At 66.5% G+C, this 24887-nt stretch carries 27 protein-coding genes and 1 pseudogene; 21 read left to right on the forward strand and 7 right to left on the reverse strand.

Annotation, left to right across the window (positions count from 1 at the left end):
- Positions 1 to 403 precede the first annotated feature (403 nt).
- From ACFV9C_RS30900 to ACFV9C_RS30910, 3 genes are all read left to right on the forward strand, one after another.
- Complete coding sequence (locus tag ACFV9C_RS30900; protein WP_380199065.1) at positions 404 to 712, forward strand: transposase; 309 nt, start codon at positions 404 to 406, stop codon at positions 710 to 712.
- 201 nt (positions 713 to 913) lie between these two features.
- Positions 914 to 1966, forward strand: a complete 1053-nt coding sequence (locus ACFV9C_RS30905; RefSeq protein WP_380199066.1) for an IS110 family transposase — start codon at positions 914 to 916, stop codon at positions 1964 to 1966.
- Between the two features lie 40 nt (positions 1967 to 2006).
- Positions 2007 to 2840, forward strand: a complete 834-nt coding sequence (locus tag ACFV9C_RS30910; RefSeq protein WP_380199067.1) for an IS3 family transposase — start codon at positions 2007 to 2009, stop codon at positions 2838 to 2840.
- On the opposite strand, the gene ACFV9C_RS30915 is transcribed toward ACFV9C_RS30910, so the two are convergent.
- Positions 2841 to 4088 carry an IS110 family transposase gene (locus ACFV9C_RS30915; RefSeq protein WP_380199068.1) on the reverse strand — a complete coding sequence of 416 codons (1248 nt, stop codon included), beginning with the start codon at positions 4086 to 4088 and terminating at the stop codon, positions 2841 to 2843.
- Between the two features lie 676 nt (positions 4089 to 4764).
- The gene (locus tag ACFV9C_RS30920) at positions 4765 to 5604 is read right to left on the reverse strand and encodes a hypothetical protein (protein ID WP_380199069.1); all 840 of its coding nucleotides are present in this window, start codon (positions 5602 to 5604) and stop codon (positions 4765 to 4767) included.
- Between the two features lie 52 nt (positions 5605 to 5656).
- Here ACFV9C_RS30920 and ACFV9C_RS30925 point away from each other — a divergent pair, with 52 nt between their 5' ends.
- Positions 5657 to 6109, forward strand: coding sequence for a hypothetical protein (locus ACFV9C_RS30925; protein ID WP_380199070.1), 453 nt, complete (start codon positions 5657 to 5659; stop codon positions 6107 to 6109).
- The gene (locus ACFV9C_RS30930) at positions 6106 to 6747 is read left to right on the forward strand and encodes a hypothetical protein (RefSeq protein ID WP_380199071.1); all 642 of its coding nucleotides are present in this window, start codon (positions 6106 to 6108) and stop codon (positions 6745 to 6747) included. Before ACFV9C_RS30925 ends, ACFV9C_RS30930 begins: the two co-directional genes overlap by 4 nt.
- Here the strand turns inward: ACFV9C_RS30930 and ACFV9C_RS30935 are convergent.
- The 3 genes and pseudogenes from ACFV9C_RS30935 to ACFV9C_RS30945 form a co-directional block, all read right to left on the reverse strand.
- Positions 6725 to 7879 (reverse strand): hypothetical protein, encoded by a 1155-nt coding sequence (locus tag ACFV9C_RS30935; protein ID WP_380199072.1) that lies wholly within the window; start codon positions 7877 to 7879, stop codon positions 6725 to 6727. The genes ACFV9C_RS30930 and ACFV9C_RS30935 overlap by 23 nt on opposite strands.
- Positions 7876 to 8940: a helix-turn-helix domain-containing protein gene (locus tag ACFV9C_RS30940; protein ID WP_380199073.1), complete on the reverse strand. Its 1065-nt coding sequence runs from the start codon at positions 8938 to 8940 to the stop codon at positions 7876 to 7878. The genes ACFV9C_RS30935 and ACFV9C_RS30940 overlap by 4 nt, the downstream gene beginning before the upstream one ends.
- Before the next feature lie 460 nt (positions 8941 to 9400).
- Positions 9401 to 10775 (reverse strand): annotated as a pseudogene (locus ACFV9C_RS30945) (IS1380 family transposase).
- A 279-nt stretch (positions 10776 to 11054) separates the two neighbouring features.
- Here ACFV9C_RS30945 and ACFV9C_RS30950 point away from each other — a divergent pair.
- The 3 genes from ACFV9C_RS30950 (at position 11055) to ACFV9C_RS30960 (ending at position 13793) form a co-directional block, all read left to right on the forward strand.
- Complete coding sequence (locus ACFV9C_RS30950) at positions 11055 to 11840, forward strand: hypothetical protein (RefSeq protein ID WP_380199074.1); 786 nt, start codon at positions 11055 to 11057, stop codon at positions 11838 to 11840.
- Positions 11831 to 12568 (forward strand): hypothetical protein, encoded by a 738-nt coding sequence (locus ACFV9C_RS30955; RefSeq protein WP_380199075.1) that lies wholly within the window; start codon positions 11831 to 11833, stop codon positions 12566 to 12568. The genes ACFV9C_RS30950 and ACFV9C_RS30955 overlap by 10 nt, the downstream gene beginning before the upstream one ends.
- A gap of 460 nt (positions 12569 to 13028) precedes the next feature.
- Complete coding sequence (locus ACFV9C_RS30960) at positions 13029 to 13793, forward strand: tyrosine-type recombinase/integrase (protein ID WP_380199076.1); 765 nt, start codon at positions 13029 to 13031, stop codon at positions 13791 to 13793.
- Between the two features lie 250 nt (positions 13794 to 14043).
- Here the strand turns inward: ACFV9C_RS30960 and ACFV9C_RS30965 are convergent, their stop codons facing one another.
- A complete protein-coding gene (locus tag ACFV9C_RS30965; protein WP_380199077.1) occupies positions 14044 to 14895 on the reverse strand; it encodes an NmrA family NAD(P)-binding protein in 852 nt (283 codons plus the stop codon).
- An 81-nt stretch (positions 14896 to 14976) separates the two neighbouring features.
- On the opposite strand from ACFV9C_RS30965, the gene ACFV9C_RS30970 reads away from it, so the two are divergent.
- Positions 14977 to 15612: a TetR/AcrR family transcriptional regulator gene (locus tag ACFV9C_RS30970; protein ID WP_380199078.1), complete on the forward strand. Its 636-nt coding sequence runs from the start codon at positions 14977 to 14979 to the stop codon at positions 15610 to 15612.
- Positions 15613 to 15650: 38 nt separating this feature from the next.
- Here ACFV9C_RS30970 and ACFV9C_RS30975 read toward each other — a convergent pair whose 3' ends face one another.
- Complete coding sequence (locus ACFV9C_RS30975; protein WP_380199079.1) at positions 15651 to 16094, reverse strand: MarR family winged helix-turn-helix transcriptional regulator; 444 nt, start codon at positions 16092 to 16094, stop codon at positions 15651 to 15653.
- Between the two features lie 195 nt (positions 16095 to 16289).
- Here ACFV9C_RS30975 and ACFV9C_RS30980 point away from each other — a divergent pair, with 195 nt between their 5' ends.
- The 12 genes from ACFV9C_RS30980 to ACFV9C_RS31035 all read left to right on the forward strand — a co-directional run bounded on the left by ACFV9C_RS30980 (position 16290) and on the right by ACFV9C_RS31035 (position 24802).
- Entirely contained in the window at positions 16290 to 17072 is a 783-nt protein-coding gene (locus tag ACFV9C_RS30980; RefSeq protein ID WP_380199080.1) for an SDR family NAD(P)-dependent oxidoreductase, read from the forward strand.
- Between the two features lie 57 nt (positions 17073 to 17129).
- Positions 17130 to 17999 carry an NAD(P)H-binding protein gene (locus tag ACFV9C_RS30985; protein ID WP_380199081.1) on the forward strand — a complete coding sequence of 290 codons (870 nt, stop codon included), beginning with the start codon at positions 17130 to 17132 and terminating at the stop codon, positions 17997 to 17999.
- Complete coding sequence (locus ACFV9C_RS30990; protein WP_380199082.1) at positions 17996 to 18646, forward strand: hemerythrin domain-containing protein; 651 nt, start codon at positions 17996 to 17998, stop codon at positions 18644 to 18646. Before ACFV9C_RS30985 ends, ACFV9C_RS30990 begins: the two co-directional genes overlap by 4 nt.
- Positions 18647 to 18686: 40 nt before the next feature.
- Entirely contained in the window at positions 18687 to 19145 is a 459-nt protein-coding gene (locus ACFV9C_RS30995) for a nitroreductase/quinone reductase family protein (protein ID WP_380199083.1), read from the forward strand.
- A gap of 239 nt (positions 19146 to 19384) precedes the next feature.
- Positions 19385 to 20308, forward strand: a complete 924-nt coding sequence (locus tag ACFV9C_RS31000; protein WP_380199084.1) for an SDR family NAD(P)-dependent oxidoreductase — start codon at positions 19385 to 19387, stop codon at positions 20306 to 20308.
- 173 nt (positions 20309 to 20481) lie between these two features.
- On the forward strand, positions 20482 to 20868 hold the full coding sequence (locus tag ACFV9C_RS31005; protein ID WP_380199085.1) for a recombinase family protein: 387 nt from the start codon (positions 20482 to 20484) through the stop codon (positions 20866 to 20868).
- Positions 20869 to 20883: 15 nt separating this feature from the next.
- A complete protein-coding gene (locus ACFV9C_RS31010; RefSeq protein ID WP_380199127.1) occupies positions 20884 to 20997 on the forward strand; it encodes a helix-turn-helix domain-containing protein in 114 nt (37 codons plus the stop codon).
- Between the two features lie 168 nt (positions 20998 to 21165).
- A complete protein-coding gene (locus ACFV9C_RS31015; RefSeq protein ID WP_380199086.1) occupies positions 21166 to 21501 on the forward strand; it encodes an ArsR/SmtB family transcription factor in 336 nt (111 codons plus the stop codon).
- Positions 21502 to 21506: 5 nt separating this feature from the next.
- Positions 21507 to 21950 (forward strand): SRPBCC domain-containing protein, encoded by a 444-nt coding sequence (locus ACFV9C_RS31020; protein ID WP_380199087.1) that lies wholly within the window; start codon positions 21507 to 21509, stop codon positions 21948 to 21950.
- Positions 21947 to 22375, forward strand: a complete 429-nt coding sequence (locus tag ACFV9C_RS31025; RefSeq protein WP_380199088.1) for a YybH family protein — start codon at positions 21947 to 21949, stop codon at positions 22373 to 22375. Before ACFV9C_RS31020 ends, ACFV9C_RS31025 begins: the two co-directional genes overlap by 4 nt.
- Entirely contained in the window at positions 22375 to 23460 is a 1086-nt protein-coding gene (locus ACFV9C_RS31030) for a serine hydrolase domain-containing protein (RefSeq protein WP_380199089.1), read from the forward strand. The genes ACFV9C_RS31025 and ACFV9C_RS31030 overlap by 1 nt, the downstream gene beginning before the upstream one ends.
- A gap of 601 nt (positions 23461 to 24061) precedes the next feature.
- Positions 24062 to 24802 (forward strand): hypothetical protein, encoded by a 741-nt coding sequence (locus ACFV9C_RS31035; RefSeq protein ID WP_380199090.1) that lies wholly within the window; start codon positions 24062 to 24064, stop codon positions 24800 to 24802.
- The last annotated feature ends 85 nt before the right edge of the window (positions 24803 to 24887 follow it).

Consider the following 24887-nt stretch of genomic DNA (forward strand, 5'->3'; position numbering starts at 1 on the left):
CGCTGGGGCGCAGGGGTGGACGAGTTCGCCCGCCGTCGGCGTGACCTGCGGATGCTTGTAGCTCACGCGTGGACTGCTGACAGCGTTCATCGGCCGGATCGCCGACTCGGCCTTGCCCGGAGCGCGGTGGTTCCTGGATCTTGCCGCGCGGGTTCACCTGCGATGGCGCCGTCGCAGGTGCTGGCATCGGCGTTCCCCGAGACCGGCTGAGCATCGGGGCCGATCGACGAGGCGGCCGTTCTCGGGGTCAGTGGCTCCCGCGAGCCTCTTCTGATGACCGGTCAGTGTCGCCTCGTCGGTAGACCACATGCAGCACCAGATGACCGCCGTGAAGATCAATGGGCCTGACCCGTTTTGACGGACATCCGAGATCAGGAGCTTGTGCTCCGGAAGGATGTTCATCATGGAGTCCATGGGCAAGAAGAAGCCGCGGCCTCGTCGTTCGTTCACACCCGAGTTCAAGGCCGAGATCGTCGAGCTGTGTCAGCGCGGTGACCGGTCGGTCGGTCAGGTCGCGAAGGACTTCGATCTGACCGAGACCGCGGTCCGGCAGTGGCTGAACCAGGCCGAGCGCGACGCCGGCACCGGTGACGGCGGGCTGACCACCCGCGAGAAAGACGAGCTCAACCAGTTACGGCGGGAGAACCGCCGGCTGCGTGAGGATGTCGAGATCCTCAAGCGGGCCACGGCTTTCTTCGCGTCAATGCCATGATCTTGGTGCCCGGTGGGGTTCGCTCGTTTCTTTGCTGCCTCGCAATTTGATGGCCTGTCCTCGATGTGCGGCCCGGCCGGGCACCCAGGTCGCGTGGGGATGTGGCTTGATAGGAGCCTGCCTTCGTGCTCGATTGAGGCGTGCCCGCCTCGCGCGGTCCCGGGATCCTTTCCTGCTCTGGACGTGAGGAGTTCCCTCGGCATGGTCATGATCGGCACCGATTCTCACAAGCGCACCCACACTGTCGTCGCGGTCGACGACGTGGGCCGCCGGCTGGGAGTCAAGACCGTCCGCACCAACAGCGACGGCCACTTCGGGCTGGTCCGTTGGTCGGCTCAGTTCGATGAGGTCGCTTTCGCGCTGGAAGATTGCCGCCATCTGACCCGCCGTCTGGAGGCTGATCTGCTCGCGGCCGGTTGTCGCGTTGTGCGCGTTCCGACCAAGCTGATGGCCGGTGCTCGTCGTGCGGCCAGGGAGCCGGGCAAGTCGGACCCCATCGACGCCGAGGCAGTGGCGCTGGCCGCGCTGCGCCACCCGGACCTGCCGGCTGCGGAGCTCGACGGGCCGGCGCGAGAGGTGAAGCTGCTGTCCGATCACCGCCATGACCTGGTCGTTCAGCGCACCCGGATCGCTTCCCAGATCCGTTGGTACCTGCACGAGCTTGACCCCGACCTGGCGATCCCATCCCGTGGTCTCAAGCGCCACTGCGTCGTCGCCGAACTGCTCCTGGAGCTGGATCGCTTCGATGGTACGGTCGCGCGCCTGGCCCGCAATCTGCTGAGCCGGTGCGACGAGCTGAACCATCAGGTCAACGCGCTCGAGGCCGAGCTGCGCAAGCTGGTCCGTGCCCTCGCGCCAAGCCTGCTGGGCATCCCGGGATGTGGGGAGCTCTCGGCAGCGGTGATCATCGGCGAAACCGCAGGCGTGCACCGGTTCCGCACCAAGGACGCCTTCGCCCGCTTCACCGGCACCGCGCCAGTCCCGGTCTGGTCAGGCGCCAGCAAGGGCAAGGTCCGGCTCAACCGCGGCGGCAACCGGACGATGAACTGTGCCCTGCACATGATCGCGGTCACCCAGGCCCGCGGCATCGGCCCCGGCCAGGTCTACCTGGCCAAGCAGCAGGCCCGCGGCAAGGACAAGACCGCCGCACTGCGACTCCTGCGCCGGCGGCTCTCCGACGCCGTCTTCACGGCCCTGCGCGGCGACCAAGTCGGCACGGCCCACACCCTCGCCGAGACCGCCATCGCCGCGTGACGACGCCAACCGCTTGACATAGGAGCATCAAGGAGACCCGGTGACCAGGGCAACCACGTGTTACCCGTTCATCGAGGCGGAAAAGCAGGGCAACCACAACGTGAAGCGTGCGTGTGAGTTGCTGCAGGTCTCCCGTTCCGCCTACTACACCGACCGCGCCGGCCGACCGTCCCGCCGTGTTCAGCGCGACGCCGAGCTGACCGCGAAGATCATCGAGATCCACGACGAATCCCGCCTGACCTACGGCTCGCCACGGGTCCACCACGAGTTACTCGACCAAGGCGAGCGCTGTTCCCGCAAGCGGGTCGTGCGGCTGATGCAGGCGGCCGACCGTCACGGCCGGATCCCGCGACGATGGAAGAAGACCACGATCCCTGATCCCGGCGCCGCGAGGCGCCCGGACCTGATCGGCCGCGACTTCGGCATCGACCCCGACCAGCCCGCGGCGTTGGATGCCCGCTGGTGTGGTGACATCACCTACATCCACACCTGGCAAGGCTGGCTCTACCTGGCCACCGTGATCGACCTGGCCTCCCGCCGAGTGGTCGGCTGGGCGACCGCCGACCACCTGCGCACCAGCCTGGTCGCCGATGCCCTCACCGACGCAGTCAACCGGCGCCGGCCCGCGGCCGGCGTCCTGTTTCACAGCGACAGGGGCTGCCAGTACACCTCGGCCCAGTTCGCCAACCTGGCCAGGGACCTGGGCGTCACGCTGTCGGTCGGCCGCAAGGGGCAATGCTGGGACAACGCCGTCGCCGAGTCCTTCTTCGCCACCGTCAAGACCGAGCTCATCCACCGCCGGACCTGGCCGACCCGCAAAGCCGCCACCAGCGCGCTCTTCGACTACATCGAGACATCTCACCAACTCAGTTAGTCAAGCCGCAGTTGATTGATCTTCGGTTGGCATCGGTGGTGGAAACGCAGTGGAGGCGTCGTAGACCTGACCGGTAGCCAGGCAATGGTGCAGCTTGCCGAGCATGAGGTTGAACAGTTTGCGCAGCGCGGCGGCGTGCCGGTCACCTGCGGCCCGGCGGGCCCGGTAGCGGGCCTCCCAGTCGGGGTCATGCCGGATGGCCGCGAGAGCCCAGACGTATCCGGTCGCGGCGATCCGGTCGTTCTTGGCTCGCCGAGCGTGCACGAAGGTGGACTTGCCCGACGCCCGCGTGACCGGCGCGGCGCCAGCGAATGCCTTCAGCCCCCGCGCATCAGCAAACCGAGTGCGGTCATCGCCGATCTCGGCCAGAAGCCGAGCACCGAGCGCGGTCCCCAGACCAGGAAAGCTGGCCACAACCTTGGCATCGGGATGCGCGCCGAACGCGAGATCGATCTGTTCCTCCAATTCGGCCAGGACCTGACAGACCGCGTCCAACTGCCGCACCAGACCCCGTAGTTGCATGCCCATGGCCTGTTCGACATTCTCCGGCTGACGAATCTGTTCGCTACGCAACAACTCGCGGAGCAGCAGGGCCTCGGCGTCGATGCCGCGTTGCCGACCGGCACGCGTGAGCAGCGCCGCCAGCTGCCCTGTCGACAGTGCCCGTGCGGCCTGCGGTGTGCACGCCGCAGCAAGGATCACGCGGCAGGCAGCCGATTCCAGACGATGCCTACCACCACGCTCGAACGCTGCGATCGCGGCCGGGAAGAATGTCTTGAGCAGTGATCGGATCCGGTTGGTTAACGTGATCTTGTCCCAGATCACGTCCTGCTGCGCGCGGGTCAGTACCTGAAGTGCCTGCACTCCAACGCTGTCGGTTGGCAAGGGCCGGTGCGCGTCGCGGTCGGTGCGCATGATGTTGGCCAACACCATGGCGTCGAAGGCATCCGATTTCCCTCGCGACGACCGGTAACGATCCCGATACCGCGACACCGCCAAAGGGTTGATCGCGAATACCCGGCGGCCGGCCGCACGTAGTCCTGCGACGAGCAGTCCTTTGCTGGTTTCGATCGCTACGGCCAGTGCGCCTTCGATCGGGTCGTGTTCGGTCAGAATCTCCAGCAACCGCGCCAATCCCGCAGCGTCGTTGTTGATCCGCTCAGCCACGATGACCGCACCGTGTTGGTCCACGATCGCCACATCGTGGTGGGCTTCTGCCCAGTCGATCCCACATCCTGCTGCCGGCACCCGTATCTCCTCGTCGTTGGATCCCTAGCGGGGCACCGGCGCCCTAATGGACAGTGCTCTGGGCACGACATCTCACCAGCCGTCTCGCCCCGCGAACCAGCAGCGCCCGAACTCGTTCGAGACTCGAGGTCTGATGAAGATGATGGCTGGTCCCTGCTGGTGTCAAGGATGCGATCATCCTCGCGGCAGGGGTGCTGCCACCGGCATCTTGCCCTGGTGATGCACGACGTCCGGGCTCAGCCCTGGCCACAGGGTTCCACGCCGGCAACAGCACTCCGTCCGCAAAGGCGCCGCTCTCGATGCCCTGACTCGGTGGCCACTGGCTGGTATAGGCGTCCCCGCGGTTGCCATTAAGGCTGGTACAACACCCGCCGACGCCACTCCACCCTCGGCTACCTCAGCCCCGCCACCTTCGAATCAACCCACGCCACCCACGAACAGGTAGCGTGAACCGACCTCACACCAACCCTGTCCGTCGAACCGGGTCAACCCCACAATGCGTCGGCTCCCTGAGGACATCAGGCGACCAGGCTTTTCCTCCATCCCACCACCAGGCTGAGTCGTCACATCGGCAGCGTCGTTACCGTCGGACCGAGGTGATCTCGTAGCGCCCAACCACCGTCCGGGACCCGCCAACGGAGCGTCGTACGGCTGCCTCGGCTTCTGGCCAGTTCGGCTATTTCCAACGGGTCTCCCACTCCACATCCATGCCTAGATCGTAGGCGATTCGGTCGCTTCGACGGTACGAGCAGACATGGCAGGTGGCGGCGGTGATTCGGTAGCCGAAGTCGTCGCCGCCGGTCGACTGCATTGCCTCATTGCCACACACCGGGCACTCCTGCGGATCCAGGTCGTCGCTCCAGGACGAACTGCCGAGTTGGTCCGCAGCCTGAGCTACGCGCCGCTCGATCTCGCTGTTGCTGAGCAGGTCTAAATAGTCTGCTGCGCGCGCCCACTCGGCTCGGTCGTCAACATGCGCGCGCCGCCAGTCACGGTCGGCATAGTGGTCGATCAGCGTGCCGAGGGACGGGTCCTGGTCCAATGCAACGAGGGCTGCCACGTCTACTGGCGTCACCTGCTGTCCTGGACCTCGACCGTGGCGAGCTGTCTGGGTTCGAGCAATCGCATCGCGCAACTGGACGACGTGCAACGGCACCTGCTTCTCATGGTCGAGCTTCCGAAGCATCCCTCGCTCGTCCAGCTCGTAGTCCGGCTCGCTAGTCCCGAGCATCACGATGCCGTCGATCACGGAAGCGATCGCCGCCAGGTCGTCGAGAACCTTCGCCGCAGACGGCTGTCGGGCGGTCGGGTCGCCGGCGCTGTGGCCCGGGATCGCGCGGGCTGCGATCGCCAGCAGCCCGTTGGTCAGCGCTTGGTCGAACAGCGCCTCGGCACCCACGACGTGGCAGTCCTCTTCGAGCAGAGCCGCACCTTCCGCATACAGATGCCGCCGAGAGTTAGCACTGGATGCGGCCGGGATCTCTTGATCGCCCACGGCGTCACCACCCATGCTCACCCAGCAACTGTAGTCGGCGCCAGCAACATCTCACTGCGTCAAGTACCCCATCGTGTTCCGGTTCAAGCCGTCTGACGGGTTGCTGATCGATAGCATTACTGCTGAAATAAGCAGTATGTGGATCGATGTCAACTTACCTTGGGGGCCGGTGCCGATCACCGAGTGGCGGCGGATTCACCTTCCGCGGCAGCTGCGCGAGGCCGCGCGCATAGCGCCCGGGCACCTGGTGAAGATTGATGTTCCTGGCAACGATCCTGAGGCGATACGCATCAGGCCGGCAGCGATGTCCCAAACGACGTTGGCGATCCGCGATCCTGGCAGGCCGCGACTGGTGACTGCGACTGGCCAGGTCGCCATCCCGGCCGAGATCATGACCACAGCGGGGATCACGTTGAGCGACCGCGTCTACATGATGTTGGACCGCGGCCGGCGAGGCATTCGGTTGCTGCCCGCTGCGCGCGTCAGGACGAGCACACCCGGTGAGCCGGCCGAGGTCACCCGATGAGCACCAGGCGACGGCCGGGCGACCAAACTGTCGGGGCACCGCAGATCAACGAGCCCGACCACCTGCATGCCGCGGCCACAGCAGCCGGTTGGGATGGCCTCGTAGTTGTCGGTGCACGACTGCTCGGACTGAACGTCTCCGCGGTCGTCGAAATGCTGCCCGCAGGGTGGCAACGTGCATCGGCGGCGTACGGAGCTATCCTCGACCGACCGACGCTGAGCGTCTGGGAGGTTCTAGCCTCCACCGGCATGGAGAGTCGCTCGGATGGCTCAGACCTCGGGGATCCCGGACGACCGGTGCGGATCCAGGCTTTTGTCTCGACACGCCCGTGGCGCCAGGCAATCGATGACCTGCGTCAGCTCAACGGTGTGGCCCCAGGAATCGTCGTTCGTCGCGTGGCGCCTGACCGTGTTGCGATGGCGGATGCGGACTACCACGGTCTGACAGTTGTAGCCGTCAGCAACAACACGTCGCGAGTCGTGGTCCAGGGACGACGCGATCGTCTCGAGACTGCGGGCCGAACGGTGACTGTGCGACTGCTGGAAGAGACTCTGTTCGGTCTCGCCCTCGAACGAGGTCTGCTGACAACCGCCGCACTTCGCAACTCGGCCTTGGTCAGTGGTGGTACGCCCTCTTGAACTGGCTCACCCATGCCCCGAGCGCGGACGCTGCTTCCCATGGGTGATCGATGCTGATGATCGCCTCGTGCGCGACCTGCGCATCCTGAAGGGCGTAGTTCCATTTCTCCCGCCACCAAACGGGTTCTGACTCAGCGAACAGTTGCCGTCCGAGACGAGCAAGGCTGGAGACCGAATGCTCGAAGGCTCGAACGGGCGGATCGACCGAGTTGATGACTGTGTCCAACCGGGTACCGCCACACGCCCCACAAGCACACTTCCACACGCTCAGAGCCGGGGCTGCGGTGATTGCCAGCTCTATCTTCGCCAGGTGGAAGTAGCCGAGGAGTTCCGGGACGAGCATCGCAGGCTTCGGGGCGTACCCGAATTGCGGCTTTGTCGGATCGGGAACTGGAGTGAAGTGGCGACGCGAGGAGTGATCCCCGACCGCGACCAGCGACGCGCCGTACGCAAGGGCACCCAGCGCCGACATGTCACAGCGAAGTAGCCCCGGTGCGAGTTCGCAACCGAGCACACTGATCAGTCCGGATACGGCCCCTCTGGTAGCGAGCGGGTCCTGCGGGTCCTCGAGCATGAGAGCTGTGGCGATGCTGGCCGACATGATCTCGCTGATAAGAGCATCCGCGTCGTCGGTCAGCCACTGCTTGGCCAATGGCAGACCAGCCAGCACCCCACGGTCTGGTCCACTGTGCTGCTGCAAGCGCGCGGCTTGATGGAGGATCGTACGCAGACCTTCTCGATCCCCGGCCGCAACATATCCAGAGTCGGTCAAGGCCCATCGCAACCCGAGCCTGTGCTGCATCTCGACCCAGCCGTCCGACAGACCTTCGCCGGCGAGTTTGCGGCGCGCACCCGTGTAACGATCGGCGTCCAACAAGATCACCGCGTCAGGTGCAGCTGCGCGGGTGTGATGGACGGTACTCGCGACCTCGGACGCATCGGCACCGGGCATCGCGTAGACGACGCCGACCCGTTCACGTGCCAGCAAGTCCCGGATCGCCTGTACTCCGGCTGTCGGACCGTTCTTCTTCGGTCGATGCGCGGTATGGATCAGTAGTCCCGTGTCGAGACCCGCCAGGAGCGAGGTCGAGGGAATCGGCTGCAAGGCCGGCGGTTCGGGCGCTGTCGTCATAGAGGCCTCACCACAGTCAGTTGTTCCGCTGCGCTCATCTGTTGTGTATCGAGATAGTGGCGTTCGAACGCTGCAGGCGTCATCAGAGCGGCCGCGGCGAGGTCATCGACGGTTCGTCCACGGCTGCGCTGGATCGAGATCGCACGCGCCAACAAGGTAGGTGTCTCGATCGGCAGGTCGACCGGCTCGTTGACGTTCCACCCCAATCGCGTCAGCTTCATGCGGAACTCCTTGAACTGCCGCTCGGAGATACAGTCCAGGTCCTTCGCACGCTGGATCAACATGCCGATCGAGACCTTCCACCGCGCTTTCAGATCCAGCAATCGCCGGAGATCAGCGGTGGTCAGGCCTCGGAGCTCAGGTTCGATGTCGTCAGCCGGGGCCAGGAATGCTGCGGCGAACTTGTTCGCCTCACCCTCCTGATCATCTCCGGGAACGCGGTGTAGCAATAAGTGCGCGAGCTCGTGCGCCAGGGTGAACCGCTCGCGGTCGGGACTCTGTCCGGCGTTCATCAGCATCACCGCGGGGTGTACACCGTCTTGCGGCCAGGAACTCACCGCATCCTGCGCGTGGGATCCAAGCGACCGCAAGACGACAACGACCCCGAGCGCCTCCACCAACCGCACCATGTCCTCGATGGGGCCCGGTGGGATCTCCCACCGACGGCGCATTCGAGCTGCGGCACCGGCCGGATCGCTCGCCGCACTGTCGTCCAGACGCTCGAGGGCGCGTACGGAACCGACCTCGATCCCCTCGAGCAGGGCCTCGACCGTCAACCGGCTCAGGTGCGCGGTAGCCTCCACCTTCCTCACCGCAGCGGCACCCAACTTCGATCGCCGACGCCGATGATGGAGGCAGGTCACCTCGATTCCACGCACCGTCCGCTCGGCGAGCAAGAGACAAGTAGGACAGTCGAGCACCTTGGCCACGACCTCTAGCACCTCGCCGCCGAGAGGCAGGAGTCCATTCTCGATCTTCGAGACATAACCCTGGGACAAATGGGCGTGAGTCGCCAACTCCTGCTGCGACCACCCTTTGGCCTCTCGCACCACAGTCACCATCCGAGGAACCGCTACGCTCACCACGGCGAAGCCGCCACAGAGGAGTAGCCAACACTCCACAAATCGATCACTCTTAGTCCGTATCTCGATCCAGATCGTAACGAAGGACTGATCCAGGAATAAATATCGCACACTTTGGACGGCCTTGTGCATATGTGCTCGGCGGCGTGTCGTCGCAAACGCGGTCTACACACGGCCACCTCCCGCGCACGGCACGACGGATGCCGCGGCCACGGCCGTTAGGTCCACAAACCGGGCTTCTGCCGCTACCGTTCTGTCAGGCGGGACGCAGCACGACGAGCTAGCCTCGAAATTTCATGGGATTCCGGCGTGTCGCTGGTGGTTGGTGTTTTGGATGTTCGGTGTGTGCCGGTCGGGTTGGTAGCGTGGCTGTGGCCCGGCTGTCGCGTCGGGTGGGCGGGTTCCGGGGTCCCTGGGTTGTGGGGATCGGGGGCTGTGGCTAGGTCGCTGGCCAGGGGGCGGCGCGGAGGCGTTGGAACGCGGTGGTGAGTTCGGTGGCCCAGGGCCAGTCGGTGTCGAGTCGGAGGTGCCGGCCGCGGGCGGTGCGGACGTGGAGTCCCGCGACGTGCAGTGCTTGGTAGCGGAAGGTTGCTGATTCGGTGCGGGCGAGGGTTCCGGTGAAGCACAGGGCTTGGGACCAGCCGAGCAGGTCGGCGGCGATGAGGGCGAGTCCGAGCCAGCAGGCGTTGGCTGTGTCGGCGTAGAAGGGCAGGTTGCGCAGGCCGGTGTCTTTGCCTGTGCGGATGCGGTCCTCGACGCGGGCGTCGGTGCGGTGTTGCCGTTCGAGGTCGGGGAGTTGGCCGCCGGGTGTGTCGGTGAGGAAGGCGGTGAGGGTGGGCGTCGATGCCGGTGAAGGTGAGTTGGGCGCCGGGGTGGGGTCGTTCTTTGCCGATCATGACGCGGGACCCTTCTGGCCAGTTGTCCAGGTTGAGCAGGTCGGTGAGTTCGGCGACCCAGGCGCCGCGGCGGGGTTGTCCGTCGGCGTTGTAAGCCTCAGTCCATGCGTGTTTCGGGGTGGCCAGGATCGCTTATTGCAGGTTCTCGTCGACGGGGGAAACCCAGCGAGAACCCGATCCCGCGGGTTCGGAGCGCCGCGGCGAACACGTGGGTGGAGCCGGCGGAGTCGGCACTGGCCATCACCTTGGGCCCGTCGGGACGGCGGGCCGGGGCTGGCGTTCTCGGAGAGTGCGGCGATCGCCAGGTCCAGCACCTTCACGTGGTCGGTGGCGGTGTTCGAGCTGGCGTTCCCGGGCCGGAGCAGCCCGGCCAGCGCCTCCCGACCGGACATGTCCGGTCGGTCCAGGTAGCACACCAGCGGATGAAACCTGAACCCGTTCTTCCATGTGGGCGCGGCGTTCTCCTTGCCTCAGTGCGCGGTCAGCAGGGTCGCATCGAAGTGCAACCACATCTGTTGGGACAGATCCGGTCCCGCGCCGGCGGCCCAGGCCCACTCCCCGGCTCGTGCCCGCCCTGCCCGCAACGCCTCCAGCCGGACAGCATCGACCTTGTCCACCACCCGCCACGCCGTCGGGTCGGAGGCAACCAGCCCAAACAGGCGCGGCTGGTCCCGCAACGTCCGCCGGTGCCGTAGCGCGTCGCCGCCTTCGGCGATCGTGACCTCCAGGTCCACCAGCACCTGGCCCGGTGCATGTAGCAGCGGCAGCCGATAGGTGTCGATCAAGGCCTCGGTTCACTCCTTCACCAGCCCGGTCTCGACCGCCAGCTCCCGCAGCAGCACGGTCCCGGCATGCGACACGACCCCCATTACCATCCGCCGACACCTTGAACCGGGCTTTGCCCTTGCTACGCTTCACCCGAGAGTGCCTTCCCGTTCGATATCATTTGGTCCTTCGCAAGTCCAATTTTCCCTTACAGACAAGGCACTCTCGCCTTTTCACCTCACGTTCCGCACCAATTTCTGTGAACGCCAAGGCTAGTCCCGCAGAAACGTGCACTCCGAGCCGCCGATCCGGAGCGCCAGGCCGACGCCCCGACTGCTGGGGCTTCATGTTCCAGTCCCGCCCGACCGGGTTGCAGCTTGTGACACGCTGTATCACTGGATGCATCGACGGAGAGGTACTAGCGTCTGCGGGATGAGTGACGCGGTTCTGTTCGACGGCTGGTGCGGCAAACCTATCGCCTGGTGCAGAGTCGGTGAGCCGGTTATCGGCCAGGAGTGGACAGAGAACGGGCGCGTGGCTGTCACCGAGCGACTGACCCCTGAGAAGGCGGTCCAAACCTACGGCCCAATCACCGAGGTGGTTGTCGGCCGCCAAGGCGGTTTCCAGTCGGTCACCTACGGAACGGAGAAGTTCGTTTGCCGTTTCGTCGATCCACGCGGCAGTGGCCTGTACGACGACTCGGTCGTGCAGGTGAACGACCCTGTTCGGGACAACCACGAATGCCCGGCCTGCGGCGCTGAACCTGGTTGCTCGTGCACCGACGACAAAGGCCACGAACGCGGTAACCACAGGAAGCGGAGCGACGGCCGGACCCGTTGGGAGATCGAGCGAGCCGAGGCCGAAGCGCGAGCGGCGCGCGAGAAGGCCGAGGCCGCCCTGCAACGGGAGCGCGAAATGTCCAGGCCTCCCGAGCGCGGCAGCCGGCTGGAGCTGAAACGCTGGAAATGGTCGGACGATCCACGCCTGTACGAACGCGTGCAGGACACCTCCGAGTGGTTCACCGTCGAACGGACCTACGCCAATCGAACCGTTCTCTGCAACAGGAAGACCTTCCTGACGCGCAACGAGTACACCGGCGACTGGTTCATCATTTGTGGAGACCCGACGTCCGCACGACTCCCCTGCCGGAACTCCCTGCCCTGCCGCTCCAGCCACAAACCCGGAGTCACGCTCCACGAAGGAAAACCATGGCTCTGAACAACGCAGAACCCCTCCTAAAACAGCTCAGCAAGGACACCGCATCGAGCCTGCTGAGAACCTTCTCCGTCCGCCTGGCCACAGACCTGGCACTCCCCGGCGAAGAGCACTACCCGCCCGGAGCAGTCGACTACCACGCCTCCTTCCGCCTGACCTGGCACTCGTTCACAACTGACGATCCGTCGGACTTCCAATTGCTCGAGACCATCACCGAACGAGGCACGGAGACCAACGACGGAATTGAGTTCACGGTCGGCCACGCGCACCTGGTCAAGGTCGATCTCAGCCAGAGCGGAGTCTTCGACGCTCTGGACGCACGGGAAGCCGACCTGGAGTATCTCGCTTCGCTGCTCTTCACCGAGCGCAGCAACGGCGAGTATGAGATCGAGTCCGGACTCGAAGGCTTCTCCAGCGACGCGATCCTGGTCAACTCCGCCGAAGTCGATCCGCTGTGGCGCGGACACAAACTCGGTCTGCTCGGCACCGGCACCGCCATCAACGAACTCGGCCGAGGCTGCGGCCTGGTCGCGCTCGATGCCATGCAGCCCGGCACCCGCGGCGCAGCCGCGCGAAAGGCGTCACACCAACGCCTCGCCGGCTACTGGTCACAACTCGGATTCAGCCCTTGGCGCGACCGCGTACTGATCCTCGATCTGGCCCTCAGAACGTTCGACGACCACCTCACCAAGCTGGTCCGCAACGCCGGACTCCACCTCCGCTCGATTTGAGGCGGTTCAAGGACGCCGATCCGGCCCATACGGGCCAGATGCACACCTCTTTACGCACCTGATTCAGCGCGAGAGGATAGTCAGCGATGAGAACCGATACGAACCTCGCCACCAACGAATCCCTTACCTGTAAGAGTTTCCGCGCATCATCGACAATCCCTGATCATCCTCAGCCGGAATTCAGCGGGTTCGGGGTTCGAGTCCCTGGCGGCGTACCAACAGCCCAGGTCACGCGAGTGTCCTGGGCTTCGTCATGTCTGCCGCGCACCACTTACGCACCACTTTGCCGATTCCCGGCCTCACGATGGCTCCCGCGAACTCCGCCGAGACAACGATCGCGGTCTTCATGTGATCGTAACTGTGCGTCACATCACATCAGTTCGCATCGGTGCCGACTTCGCCGATTCGAGGTCCCGCCCAGCCTTGCGCCTCCAACCACTCCACCGGTTGGAGGCTTGACATGGCGAGGCCACCACTGCCCATCGGAACCTGGGGCGAGATCGCGACATGGGTCGTGCAGACCGACGACAACGGCAAGCCCTCAAACACAAGTCACAAGCCAGAGTCCGCGACCACGACGGCCGTGTCCGGCCAAGTCTCCGCGTTCGGGAGGACCAAGACAGCCGCCGAGCGAAACCTGATGAGGAAGCTCCAGGATCGCGCGAGGACGAACCAGTCCGGCGTGCTCACCACGATGCACAAGATGAACGACCTCCTCGACCGTTGGGAACAACGCTTCGAGGAGATGATCGCCGACGGCACGCGATCCCCCACATCTCTCGACACCTACCGACGCGTCCTCAAGAACCACATCCGCCCAGCCCTCGGCGAACTCCGCATCGGGCAAGCCAACACCCCACGCATCGACACCGTCCTCGCCAAGATCAAGAAACACCCAGGAGCCCCCACTGCCAGAACCTGCCGCGCCGTCCTATCCGGGGCCATGAAACTCGCAGTCCGCTACGGCGCCATCTCGGTCAACCCCGTTCGCGAAGTAGACACCATCGAAGCCAAACCCAACAACCAGCCAAGAGCCCTGACCAGCGAAGAAGTCACCCTCCTCCGGAAAAGGCTCGCCGCCGACGAGCAAGCCGTCCAAGCCGACCTCCCCGACCTCACCACCTTCATGCTCAGCACCGGCGTCCGCATCGGCGAATCCCTCGCCGTCCTCTGGCACCAAGTCGACCTCGAAGGCGAACGCCAGCCACTGACCAGCGAGCAGTAGCCGGTTCGGCAAGCCTGTGCAGAGCACTCCGAACATCTGTGCAGCCGACTCCGGACATCGACAACCGATCTAGCCGAGCTGCCCGACGTCGTCACCAGCGAACTCGTTCGCGCCGGATGGCGCTGGACCACAACACCTCACGCCACCGGTTGGGTCTGCTGCCAACCCACCGGTCACGAGACTGAGGAGCAGCGGTGATGAGGGCCGTGCGCGCCGTCGCCGGACACCTGGCTTTGACGGTGGTACTTGTTCAGGCGAACGCTGCGATGTGCTCGGTGATGAAGCTGTGCAGGCTGCGCGGCGCGGTGCCGGTGAGGGCCGCCACGTCGTCGGTCAGCCAAGCCGCGTCGCCCTCGGCGATCAGCCCGAACGCCTGGGCGTTCGAGGTCGCGACGGCTTCGGGCACACCGGCCCGGATCATCGCGGCCCGATGCTCGTCGGTGCGAATCTGGCGGTACTCGATCTCGTGTCCCAGCGCGCCGGACAATTCTTTCGCGATGTCGGTGTAGGTGATCAGGCCCGGGCCGGTGAGGCAGTAGGTGTGGCCCGCGTGCGCGGTCGGCGCGGTGGCGATCGCGCACGCGGCGGCGGCAACGTCACGGGCGTCGATCATCCCGACCTGTCCCTCGCCGGCCGACATCAGGAAACCCCGCGTCTGCTTGACCATCGGAGCCAGGGCGAACAGGTTCTGCATGTACGCGTTCGACCGGAGCAAGGTGTACGCGAGGCCGGTGGTCGCCAGGTGCGCCTCGATGCGCGCTTGTCCTCGCCGTCGGCCGACCGGAGAATCGGCCGACGCCTTGCTGGTGACCTTCACGATGTGCGTCACGCCCTGCCGGGCAGCACTGTCGATGACCGTGATCTCCTGGGCCGGCACGGCCGGGCTCACCAGAATGACGGTGTCGACGCCGCGCAGAGCTGCGGTCAGCGTCTCCGGCCGCTCGAAATCGCCGGTGACGATCCCGATCTCCTCCGCGAGATCGCCGCGGTGGGCGACGCGAGACGGGTCGCGGACCAACGCCCGCGTGGGTTGGCGCCGCGCGGACAGCAGTTGCACGGCCTCAGACCCGACGGTGCCGGTCGCGCCGGTAACCAGGATCATGGTGTCCCCTTCAGATTGGATTGGCCAATCCAATCTGGCAGGCTACGATTGGATAGTCAAGTCCAGTCTGGGAAGGGTTCGATGTCGACACGCGCAGCGCCGGCGGAGGCGCCCAGTACGCGGAAGGGACGCGCGACCCGGGATCGGATCGTCGCGGCCGCGGCCGATCTCATGTACCGCCATGGCGTGGCCGGCACCGGCACCCCCGCGGTCCGGGATGCCGCCGGGGTGAGCTCGTCGCAGATTTATCACTACTTCGCCGACAAGGACGACCTCACCCGCGCGGTGATCGGGTTCCAGTCCGAGCTGATCCTGTCGAACCAGACACCGTTGCTGGCCACGCTCGACAGCGTCGAAGCGCTGCGGTCCTGGCGCGAGGTGGTGGTCGACGCCGCCCGTCGGCAGAACGGCGCTGGGGGTTGTCCGCTGGGCAGCCTGTCCAGTGAGCTGTCCGACGGAAGTCCATGGGCCCGTGACGCCCTGGCTGCCAGCTTTACTGCATGGTCCGAGGCGATTGGCGCCGGCCTGGCCGCGATGATCGACAACGGCACCCTCCGGCCGGAGACCGACGCCATCACGCTGTCGCTTGCGCTGCTGGCAGCGGTGCAGGGTGGGCTTGTCCTCGCGCAAGCCCAGCGCACCACGGACGCCCTCGAGGCCGCTCTGGATGCCATCATCGCCCACATCCAGGACCACGCGGCGCTGCCGGTCACCTGAGTTAGTCAACAGATCTGACTATACCGGGCTGGCCGGGTTCAGTGCGAGTAGGGATCTGTGATCTCCCGGAGCTGACCCAGGATCTGCTGCAGCAACGCGAAGTTGCGCGTGCCCAGGTACGACTTCCACTCCGAGAGGATCTCGTCGGCTGCCGCCTTCGCCACGTCGACCGCCCGCCGGCCGCGCTTCTCGATCACGATCAGCCGGGCGCGACCGTCGGTCGGGTCAGGCGCCCTGCGGACGTAGCCGAGGCGTTCCAGTTGGTCGACCAGTACGCCCGTGCTCTGCTTGGTCATCTGCGCCTGATCGGCGAGGTCCGTAAGGCGAGAACCGTTCGGAGCGACGCGTTGGAACACCCTGCACTGGGCGAGGGTCCAGTCGTCGAACCCCGCCGCCTGGAGGGCTCGGAAGATCCGGTCCTCCATGTGCCGGTACGGGATGAACAACAACACCCCCAAGTCAGCCAGCTGTGCGTCGTCCATCCGTCCTCGGCTCCGTCGTCCGCCTGAATCCACGAGGTCCACACCCTACGTCAAGGTCGTCCGGCCGGATTGCCGTCCAGGTCACATCCGTTGCGGTTGGTTGCGGGTTGACGGCGTAGCTACAGTAGTAACGATCATTGACTAAATACTAAAGATAGCTGACTGGATCACTATGGCAGAGAGCACGGATAGCCCATGACATCGACAGCGACATCAAGCCTGACGGGCAAGCGGGTCCTGGTCACCGGAGGCAGCAGCGGGATCGGCGCCGCGATCGTCAGGCGCCTCGCAGCCCAGGGAGCCAGGGTCGCGGTCAACTACCGGTCCGGCAAGGCCGCCGCGGACGCGCTCGTCGGAGAACTCAACGACAACGGGTGTACGGCGGCGGCGTTCCGGGCCGACCTCACCGAGGCGGCGCAGGCCCACGAGTTGGTCGACGCGGTGGTGGCCGGGTTCGGCGGCCTGGACCTGTTGGTCAGCAACGCCGGCGTTGAGCATTTCGGCGCCCTGGAAACCATCACCCAGGCCGACTTCGATCGGCTGTTTCAGACCAACGTCGCCGGACAACTGTTCGTCACTCAGGCGGCGGTCGCCGCGATGACCGACGGCGGCCGGATCGTGCTCAGCGCCTCGGTCAGTGTGCGCCTGTCGGTCTACCACCACGCCCTGTACGCGGCGAGCAAGGCCGCCATTCCGGCCATGGTGCGCAACCTGGCACCCGAGTTGGCCGAGCGGAACATCGCCATCAACGCGATCTCCCCCGGCGCCACCGCCACCCGTATGGCGATGAGCTACGGCGCCGACTACACCCACCCCGCGCTCGCCGACGTGCCGTTCGAGGCGCTCGTCCGCTCGATGAGCGCACTCGGCCGGTTCGCCCAGCCGGACGACATCGCCGCCGTGGTCGCGTTCCTGCTCTCCCCGGAAGCCGCTCACATCACCGGCGCCACCATCGAGGCCGACGGCGGCTGGAGCTGATCAGCCGCCGGCGAGCCGCAGTTCATCCACTTCACAACCCCATCGAAGGAACAGCTCATGTCCACTGTCATTACCGGAGCATCAGGTCACCTCGGCCGGCTCGTCGCCGATGAACTCCTCGCTACCGGAACTCCGCCGGCCGAGATCGTGGCCACCGGCCGGGACCTCGGCAAACTCACCGACCTCGCGGCGCGAGGCGTCACGGTACGGCGCGCCGACTTCGCCGACCCGGCCACGCTGGACGACACTTTCGCGGGCGCCGACACGGTTCTGCTGGTCTCGACGACGACGGTCGGGGAGCGATTCCGCAACGCCCGGAACGCCATCGACGCGGCGATCCGAGCAGGTGTCTCCCAGATCGTGTACACCAGCCTCGTCAATGCCTCGACGGCACAGATGGCGCTCGCGGACGAACACCGCCGTACCGAGGACTACCTGCGTGACAGCGGATCGGCGTTCGTCATCCTGCGCAACGGGTGGTACCTGGAGAACTACACCGACCAGCTCCCGATGATCACCCAGTACCACGCGTTGCTGGGCAGCGCCCAAGACGGGCTGGTCAGCGCGGCCGCCCGGCGGGACCTCGCGGCCGCGGCCGCCACGGTACTGACGCAGCCCGGGCACCTCGGAGCGACCTACGAGCTCGGCGGGACGCCGTTCACGCTGACCGAACTCGCGGCCACATTCAGCGACGTCCTCGGGACCCACATCGCCTACCAGGACATGTCGCCCGGCGACTACACCGGCACCCTGACCGGCGCCGGGCTACCCCCGGAGATGGCCGCCGCGGTCGCCGACGCCGATGCCGGCCTGGCTCGCGGCGAGCTTTACACCGCCAGCGACGACCTGGAGAAGCTGATCGGCCGGCCAGCGATCACCGCCCACGAAGCCGTCCGCGACGCCGTGGCAGCCGGGGAGTCACGATGACCACGTCCGGAACCTTCGTCGACACCCACGAGATGGTGCTGATCCATCGCGTCATCCGGCGGGAGTTCGGTCAGCTACCGCGACTGTTCCGCTCCGCGGCCGACAATCGTGCGCGGTCCAAGGTCATCGGCGCGCACGCGAAGGAGATGTTGCATTTCCTCCATACGCACCACACCGGCGAGGACGAACTCCTCTTTCCCCTGCTGCGCAAGCGAACCACGCTCGACCCGGAGCTGATGGACCGGATGGACGCGCAGCACGCGCAGGTCAACGACGCCGTCACGGCCGTCACCGCGGACCTGCCGGGGTGGACAGCGAGCGCGAACGCCGCCGCAGGCGAGCGGATGGCATCGGTCATCGACGCCACGATGCCGACCCTGATCAATCACCTGGCCGAGGAGGAGCAGCAACTGCTCCCGATCGTCGCGGTCACCCTGACCCAAGGCGAATGGGACGCGCTCGGCAAGCACGGCATGAGCGCGATTCCGCTCACGCGGCGGCTCGTCATCCTCGGCCACATCACCGAGGAAGCCGATGACGCGGAACGGCAGAGGTTCCTACAGGTTGTGCCGGCGCCAGCCCGGTTGGCCTACAAGCTGATCGGCCGCCGCCAGTTCACCCGCGAAACCGCCGCGATCCGCGGCTGACCCAACACTCGATCCGACACCATGGCTTTGAGGAGGACTGATGAGCTTCGACACACGCGCGGGCACGCGCGGCGGCAAGGTTCCCGCAGGACGGTTCGTCCGCGTGTTCAACACAATGGCAGCGCGACGGCTGCGCCGTAAGGGCGGCAGCTTCATGGGCTTCACCGCGCTCGTGCTGACGACCACCGGCGCCAAGACCGGTGCCGAGCGCACAACGCCGGTCGGCTACTTCCCCGATGGGGATGGAGGCTGGCTGATCGTGGCGTCCGCGAATGGCGCTGCGGGCAATCCGGGCTGGTACTACAACATCGGCGCGCACCCGGACAAGGTCCGCGCGGAGGTCGATGGCCGCACGATCGCCGTCGCGCCCCAGCAGTTGCGCGGACCTGAGCGCGAGGCGGCGTGGAAGCAGATCACCGCAGCAGCACCACGGTTCGCGCAGTACCAGGAGAAAACGGATCGCGAACTGCCGATCATTCGTCTGACGCCGCAGGACTGACCTTGCTCGCAACCGGTTCCCGTGTGGTCGGCGCCGAATCCCTCAAGGCCTCGTCGTCGGGGTCGCTAAACAAGGAAGAACAAGGAGATTCACCATGTCCGAGCTGCGGGCTCCTGCGATGCTCGCCGTCACCAGTCCGGTAGTGGGCGTCTACGCGCCACGGCCGAGATGATGGACGCGACCGTCAAGGCCGTCGTTGAACGCAGTGTGCGCTGCCGCCAAGCCCCGCGAATCGCCGCATGAGCGCCGCCGACGTCCCAATCGACCTGCGTGGCCGTATCGCGCTCGTCACCGGAGGTACCGGAGGGATGGGCCGGGTCATCACGACCGAATTGGCCCGGGCCGGCGCTCATGTCGTCATCACCAGCAGGGACCACGAGCGAGCAGACGCGCTGCGCCGCCGAATCGCGACCGATGTGGGTGCCGACCGGGTAGAGGTGCTGACCGGAGATCTCGCGTCCCGCACCGACCTGCTCCGGCTCGCTGCCGAGTTCGCGGCGCGACACGATGCTCTGCACATGCTGATCAACAATGCCGGTGCGCATTACCGGCACCGATGGCTGACCGTCGACGGCGTCGAAGCGCATCTGGCGGTCAACCACCTCGCCGGGTTCAGCCTCACCTACCTCCTGCGTGACCGCCTCCGGGCGGACCCTCCGGCCCGTGTGGTCAACGTCGTATCGGCGGCGATGTCCAACGTCCGCCCGCCATGGTTCGGTCGCCCGCGTCCGGTTCCGCTCGACCTCAGTGGTATTGCCGACGTGCGCGAACTCAATCCGGCCACAGGGTTTGTCCCGTTCGCCGCCTATGCCAGGGCCAAACTGCTGGCCACCATCTGCGGCTACGAATTCGCCGACCGGTGCCGAGACGAAGGCGTGACCGTGAACGCGGTGCACCCCGGAATCGTGAGCACCGGCATCGTCGACGAGGTCCTGCCCACTGTGCTCGCGCCGTTCCGCTCGCTGATCCACCGAAGGCTGCTGACCCCCGAACAGGGCGCCTCGGCAGCGCTGCGCCTGGCCACCGACCCGAGCCTCACTACCGCCTCCGGCCGCTACTACGTGCGTGACCAGGAGACGCGTTCCCCCGACATCTCCTACGACCCCGCCGCACGCGCTGCAGCCTGGCAGCTCAGCCTCAAATGGGTCACAGCACCAGACTGATCGACCCGACCGGATCCGGACTCCCGAAGGCGCGCCCAGATCCAAAGTAGATCGTCACCACTGGTCAGGCGCACCGCAAGGCGTTGTGCGGCGACACGGCCTTTGCAGACGAGTACGAACATCTGTGCGGAGGACTTCGAACATCGACATCAGTCGCCCGTACTGTACGGCGCATGCTGATCGGCTACGCGCGCTGCTCGATCGACAAACAAGACCTCGAGGCCAACCGGCAGATGCTGCTCGAGCTCGGCGTCGAGGTCGAGCACATCTATCTGGACAAGGCCTACTCCGGCACCACCCGCGCGCGGCCGGGACTCGACCAGTCGCTGGCGGCTGTGCGCGCCGGCGACTCCTTGGCCGCCCGGAGTGTCCGGCTGCAGCTCGGGACGATGGTATTCGACCCGACCGATCCGATGGGCAAGATGTTCGTCAACATCCTCGCCACGTTCGCCGAGTTCGAGGTCGAACTGCTGCGGATGCGGACCCGCGAAGGCATGGCGATCGCCGGCGCCAAAGGCAAACTGAAGGGCCGGGCGCCGCAGCTGTCGACCGCCTGGTAGGCGCACCGGCTGAAACTGCATGCCGCCGGCGAACACACCATCGCCGAACTGGCCGAGCTGTTCGAGGTCTCCCGCCCGACGGTGTACCGGGTCCTCGAGCGCCATCGCACGAGCACTGCCAGCGCCTAGCGCTCCTCGTTTGCCGCTGGTGACGCGTCCCTTACCGGCACCGCCGTTGTCGGCGTACTTCTGTTCGTTTTGGCCAAGGTCGGTCCTGCTGGTCGGCGCCCGCCCTCGAGTGGGCAGAAACTTAAGTCTGTACTTGACTTTTCAGATCCAGCGATTAAGGTTAAGTGCATGCTTAAGCATGAGCTGGAGGCGGCGGACCGGGTCTTCCATGCGCTCGCGGATGCAAACCGGCGGGCGGTGATCGAGCGCCTGACCCGAGGCCCGGCCACCGTGAGCGAGCTGGCGGCCCAGCTCGGGGTGACCCTCGCCGCGACGGTCCAGCACCTCCGAGTGCTACAGGACAGCGAGCTGGTGCGGTCGGAGAAAGTCGGGCGGGTCCGCACTTGCCAGATCGATCCGGTCGGCCTCCGCAACGCCGAGGCGTGGTTGCAGCGCCAGCGCACGGTGTGGGAGCAGCGCCTGGACCGCCTCGGTGCGGTCCTCGACAACCAGACGAAGGAGTGAGGATCATGACCGACCACTCGGTGAAACACAGCACGTTCACGCTGGAGCGGACCTATGCCGCCTCGCCCGCCGCGGTCTTCGCGGCCTGGTCCGACCGCGACACGAAGGCGAAGTGGTTCGCGGCGGAGGACGGCCGCTACTCGCTGGACTTCCGGGTCGGCGGCACCGAGGCCGTGCACGGCGGCGACGGGGTCGACCTCGTCGCGAGGAGCGAGTACTGCGACATCGTCCCCGGCGAGCGCATCGTCTACACCACGACCCTGTTCACCGACGAGGTCCTGTCGACCGTGTCGCTGACCACCGTGCGGTTCACTCACGATGGCGACGGAACCCGCCTGGTACTCACCGAACAGGGCACGTTCCTGGACGACCGGGAACAGCCCGAGTGGCGCGAGCAGGGCACCGGCGACTGGTTGGACGCCCTCGGCCGTCAGGTGGCCGGGCGATGACAGCGGACAGCGACCGGCAGATCCGCGAGCTGCTGGAGACCCGCACCCGGGCGCTCGGCCGCCGGGACGCCGCCACCGCGGCCGCCGACTACGACGACGACCTCGTACTGTACGACGCGATCGGCCCGTTCGTCCGCCGTGGCGAGGACCCGACCGGCCGATTGGAGAGGTGGATTGCCTCGTACCGCACGCCGATCGGGCACGAGATCCGCGACCTGGAGATCACCGCCGGAGCCGATCTCGCGTTCTGCCACTTCCTGGTCCGGATCAGCGGCAGGATGCGGGACGGCGCCGAGGTCGGCATGTGGGTGCGCGCGACGAGCTGCCTCCGCCTGCAGGGCGGCGCCTGGAGGATCGTTCACGAGCACGCGTCGGTGCCCTTCGACGCCGACACCGGCCAGGCCGTGCTGCGCGGTGAGCTGTGATGACGCTCCAACGCCGGGTCCAGGACATCGTGGACGAACTGGTCGCCACTGGGGCCGAGACCGGCCTGCAGGTCGCCGTCCACCATCGGGGCCATCAGGTCGTCGACGTCGTCGCCGGCGTTGCCGACGGGATGACCGGACGGCCGGTGATCCCGCAGACCTTGTTCTTCAGCTTCTCCACCGCCAAGGGCGTGGCCGCGTTGATCGCCCACTTGCTGGTCAGGAATGGCCTGGTCGGCTACGACACGCCGGTGGCGGAGGTGTGGCCGGAGTTCGGGGTGCACGGCAAGGAGACCGCGACCCTACGGCAGGTGCTGACGCACACGGTGGGAGTGCCGGCGATGCCCGGCGGGCTCGGCCCCGCCGACCTGGCCGACTGGCCACGGGTCTGCGCGGCGATCGCCGGGGCGGAACCGCTGTGGCGACCCGGCACCCGGACCGGCTACCACTCCTTTACCTTCGGCTTCCTGGTCGGCGAGATCGCGCGCCGGGTCACTGGGCAGCCGGTGCGGCGGCTGTTGCACGACTGGGTCGCCGCGCCCCTCGGGATCGTCGGTGAGCTGTACTTCGGCGTGCCCCCGACCGAGCTCGCTCGGCTGGCCCGGCTGGAGGACGCCGAGCCGCATCCGGCCGACCCCGCCGAGCACGACAGCATCCTGGCGCCGTGGGAACGGCAACCCCGGGCGTCGATGGGCAACAGCCCCGACTTCCTCCAGGCCGACGTTCCGTCAGTGGGCACCTTCACCGCACAGGGGATCGCGACCATGTACGCGGCGATCCTGGACGACCGGCTGATCGCCGCGGACCAGCTGGCGCAGCTGTCGACGGTCGCCTTCGAAGGAACCGACCAGGTCTTCGGCAACCCCGCACGGCTGGCCCTGGGCTATCCGCTCGGTCGCATCGGCGCCCCAACGGACGAGGCACCGACCACCCTCGGCTGGCCCGGCGGAGGGGGCAGCTATGCCTACGTCAACCCCGCCACGGGGACATCGTTCGCGGTCACCAAGAACCGCCTCACCCCCGGCTTCGCCACCGCGCAACGCCTCTCCGACATCGTGACCGCCGAGCTCGGCCCGCTCGCCTAACGCCCGCTGCGCGGGCCGTAGCTCTGTATGTTTACCCGTACCTGCCTCTGCACTCCAAGTAGTACGCCGACACCCGTTCCCAGTCTCTGCCCCTACACGGGCGCACACGGGGCGTTCATCTGACGAACGTCTGATGACCGCACTCGTGAAACGGTCTGGCCTTGTGACCAGCGGTCGCCAGGACTACCGGCGCGTGGAAGCGCACGCCTGCCCGATGTCGACCTGTGCCGTCCCGCCCGGGTCTGCGTGCGTACGACGAAGAGGAAGGTCGCGGTGCAGTACCACACGGCCCGCTTCCGGCTCGTGCCAGCGCGCTGGCGAAAGTGTTGAGCGTGGCGACGCCGGGGATACGCCGGCCGGGGGCAGTGTGGACCGAGCTGCCACGGCCGGTCAAGGCCGGTGTCGAACCTGCCGGGCGTGTACGGATCGGGTACGTCCGTGCGTCGACCACGCGCCAGTCGCTGGACTCCAGCTCGATGCCCTCAACCATGCCGGTGTCTCCCGCGTGTTCTCCGAGAAGATCTCACCCGCGCGACGCGGCGGGCCGAGCTCGAAGCCGCGGCCAAGCGCGCCGATGAGAGCCGCGCCTCCGGGAGCCCGGGTGACCGATGTTGTTCACGAGCACAAGCGGCTCGGTCGCAGCATCGAGTTGGCGGCCCTGGCCGAGGAACTGAAGGCCGGTGACATCGGGCTGGAGTTCCTCACCGGCGAACTCCAGGGCTCGCACAACCCATCCGGGTCGTATTCACCGTGCTGGCGGCCTTGTCCGGCATGGAACGCGAATACATCCGCGACCGCACCCTGGAAGGCCACGAGTAAGCCTGCAAACGCGGCAAGACCCATCAGCGGCGCCGGCGTGACCGACCCGGACATGCTGTCGATGGCGCTTCACCTGCGGGAGCAGGGAGCGAGCCTGCGCGATGTCGCCAAGCGCCTGGTCATCACCACCGGCAAAAAGAAGGGACAACACCCCTCACCCGCCACCGTGCTGCGGATGCTGCGCAAGCACGACGAACAGACAGCAGCCCTCAGGCTGCAGAAACCATCATCGAGGCACATCCGAACGGACAGTCCCGGTAAGCCGCCGAACCGAAGCCTGCTGGCGATCGACCGGCCACTGGACGACGACGAACAGGCCGCGGTCCGATCGCACTCAATCCGGGCAAGGCTCGCGGCCGCCAGTTTCGTGAACGAGTACCACAGGGGCGACTTCCGGGGCGACCCGAACCTGTTGATGGAGCGCCACTGCGCACGCTCACCGCGGCACAGCGAGCATTGGCCGACTTCCTCCGCCTCGCTGACGACCTGCTCGCGATCGCGGCCCGAACCTCCCCGCCGTTGAAGGAGACCGCCGACGATCGCGGAGATGTCGCCGACTGGGTCGCCGACCTGCCGATCGCCGAGAAGAATCGGCTGCTGCGACGGGT

Source organism: Kribbella sp. NPDC059898 (assembly GCF_042730855.1).
Lineage (GTDB): Bacteria > Actinomycetota > Actinomycetes > Propionibacteriales > Kribbellaceae > Kribbella.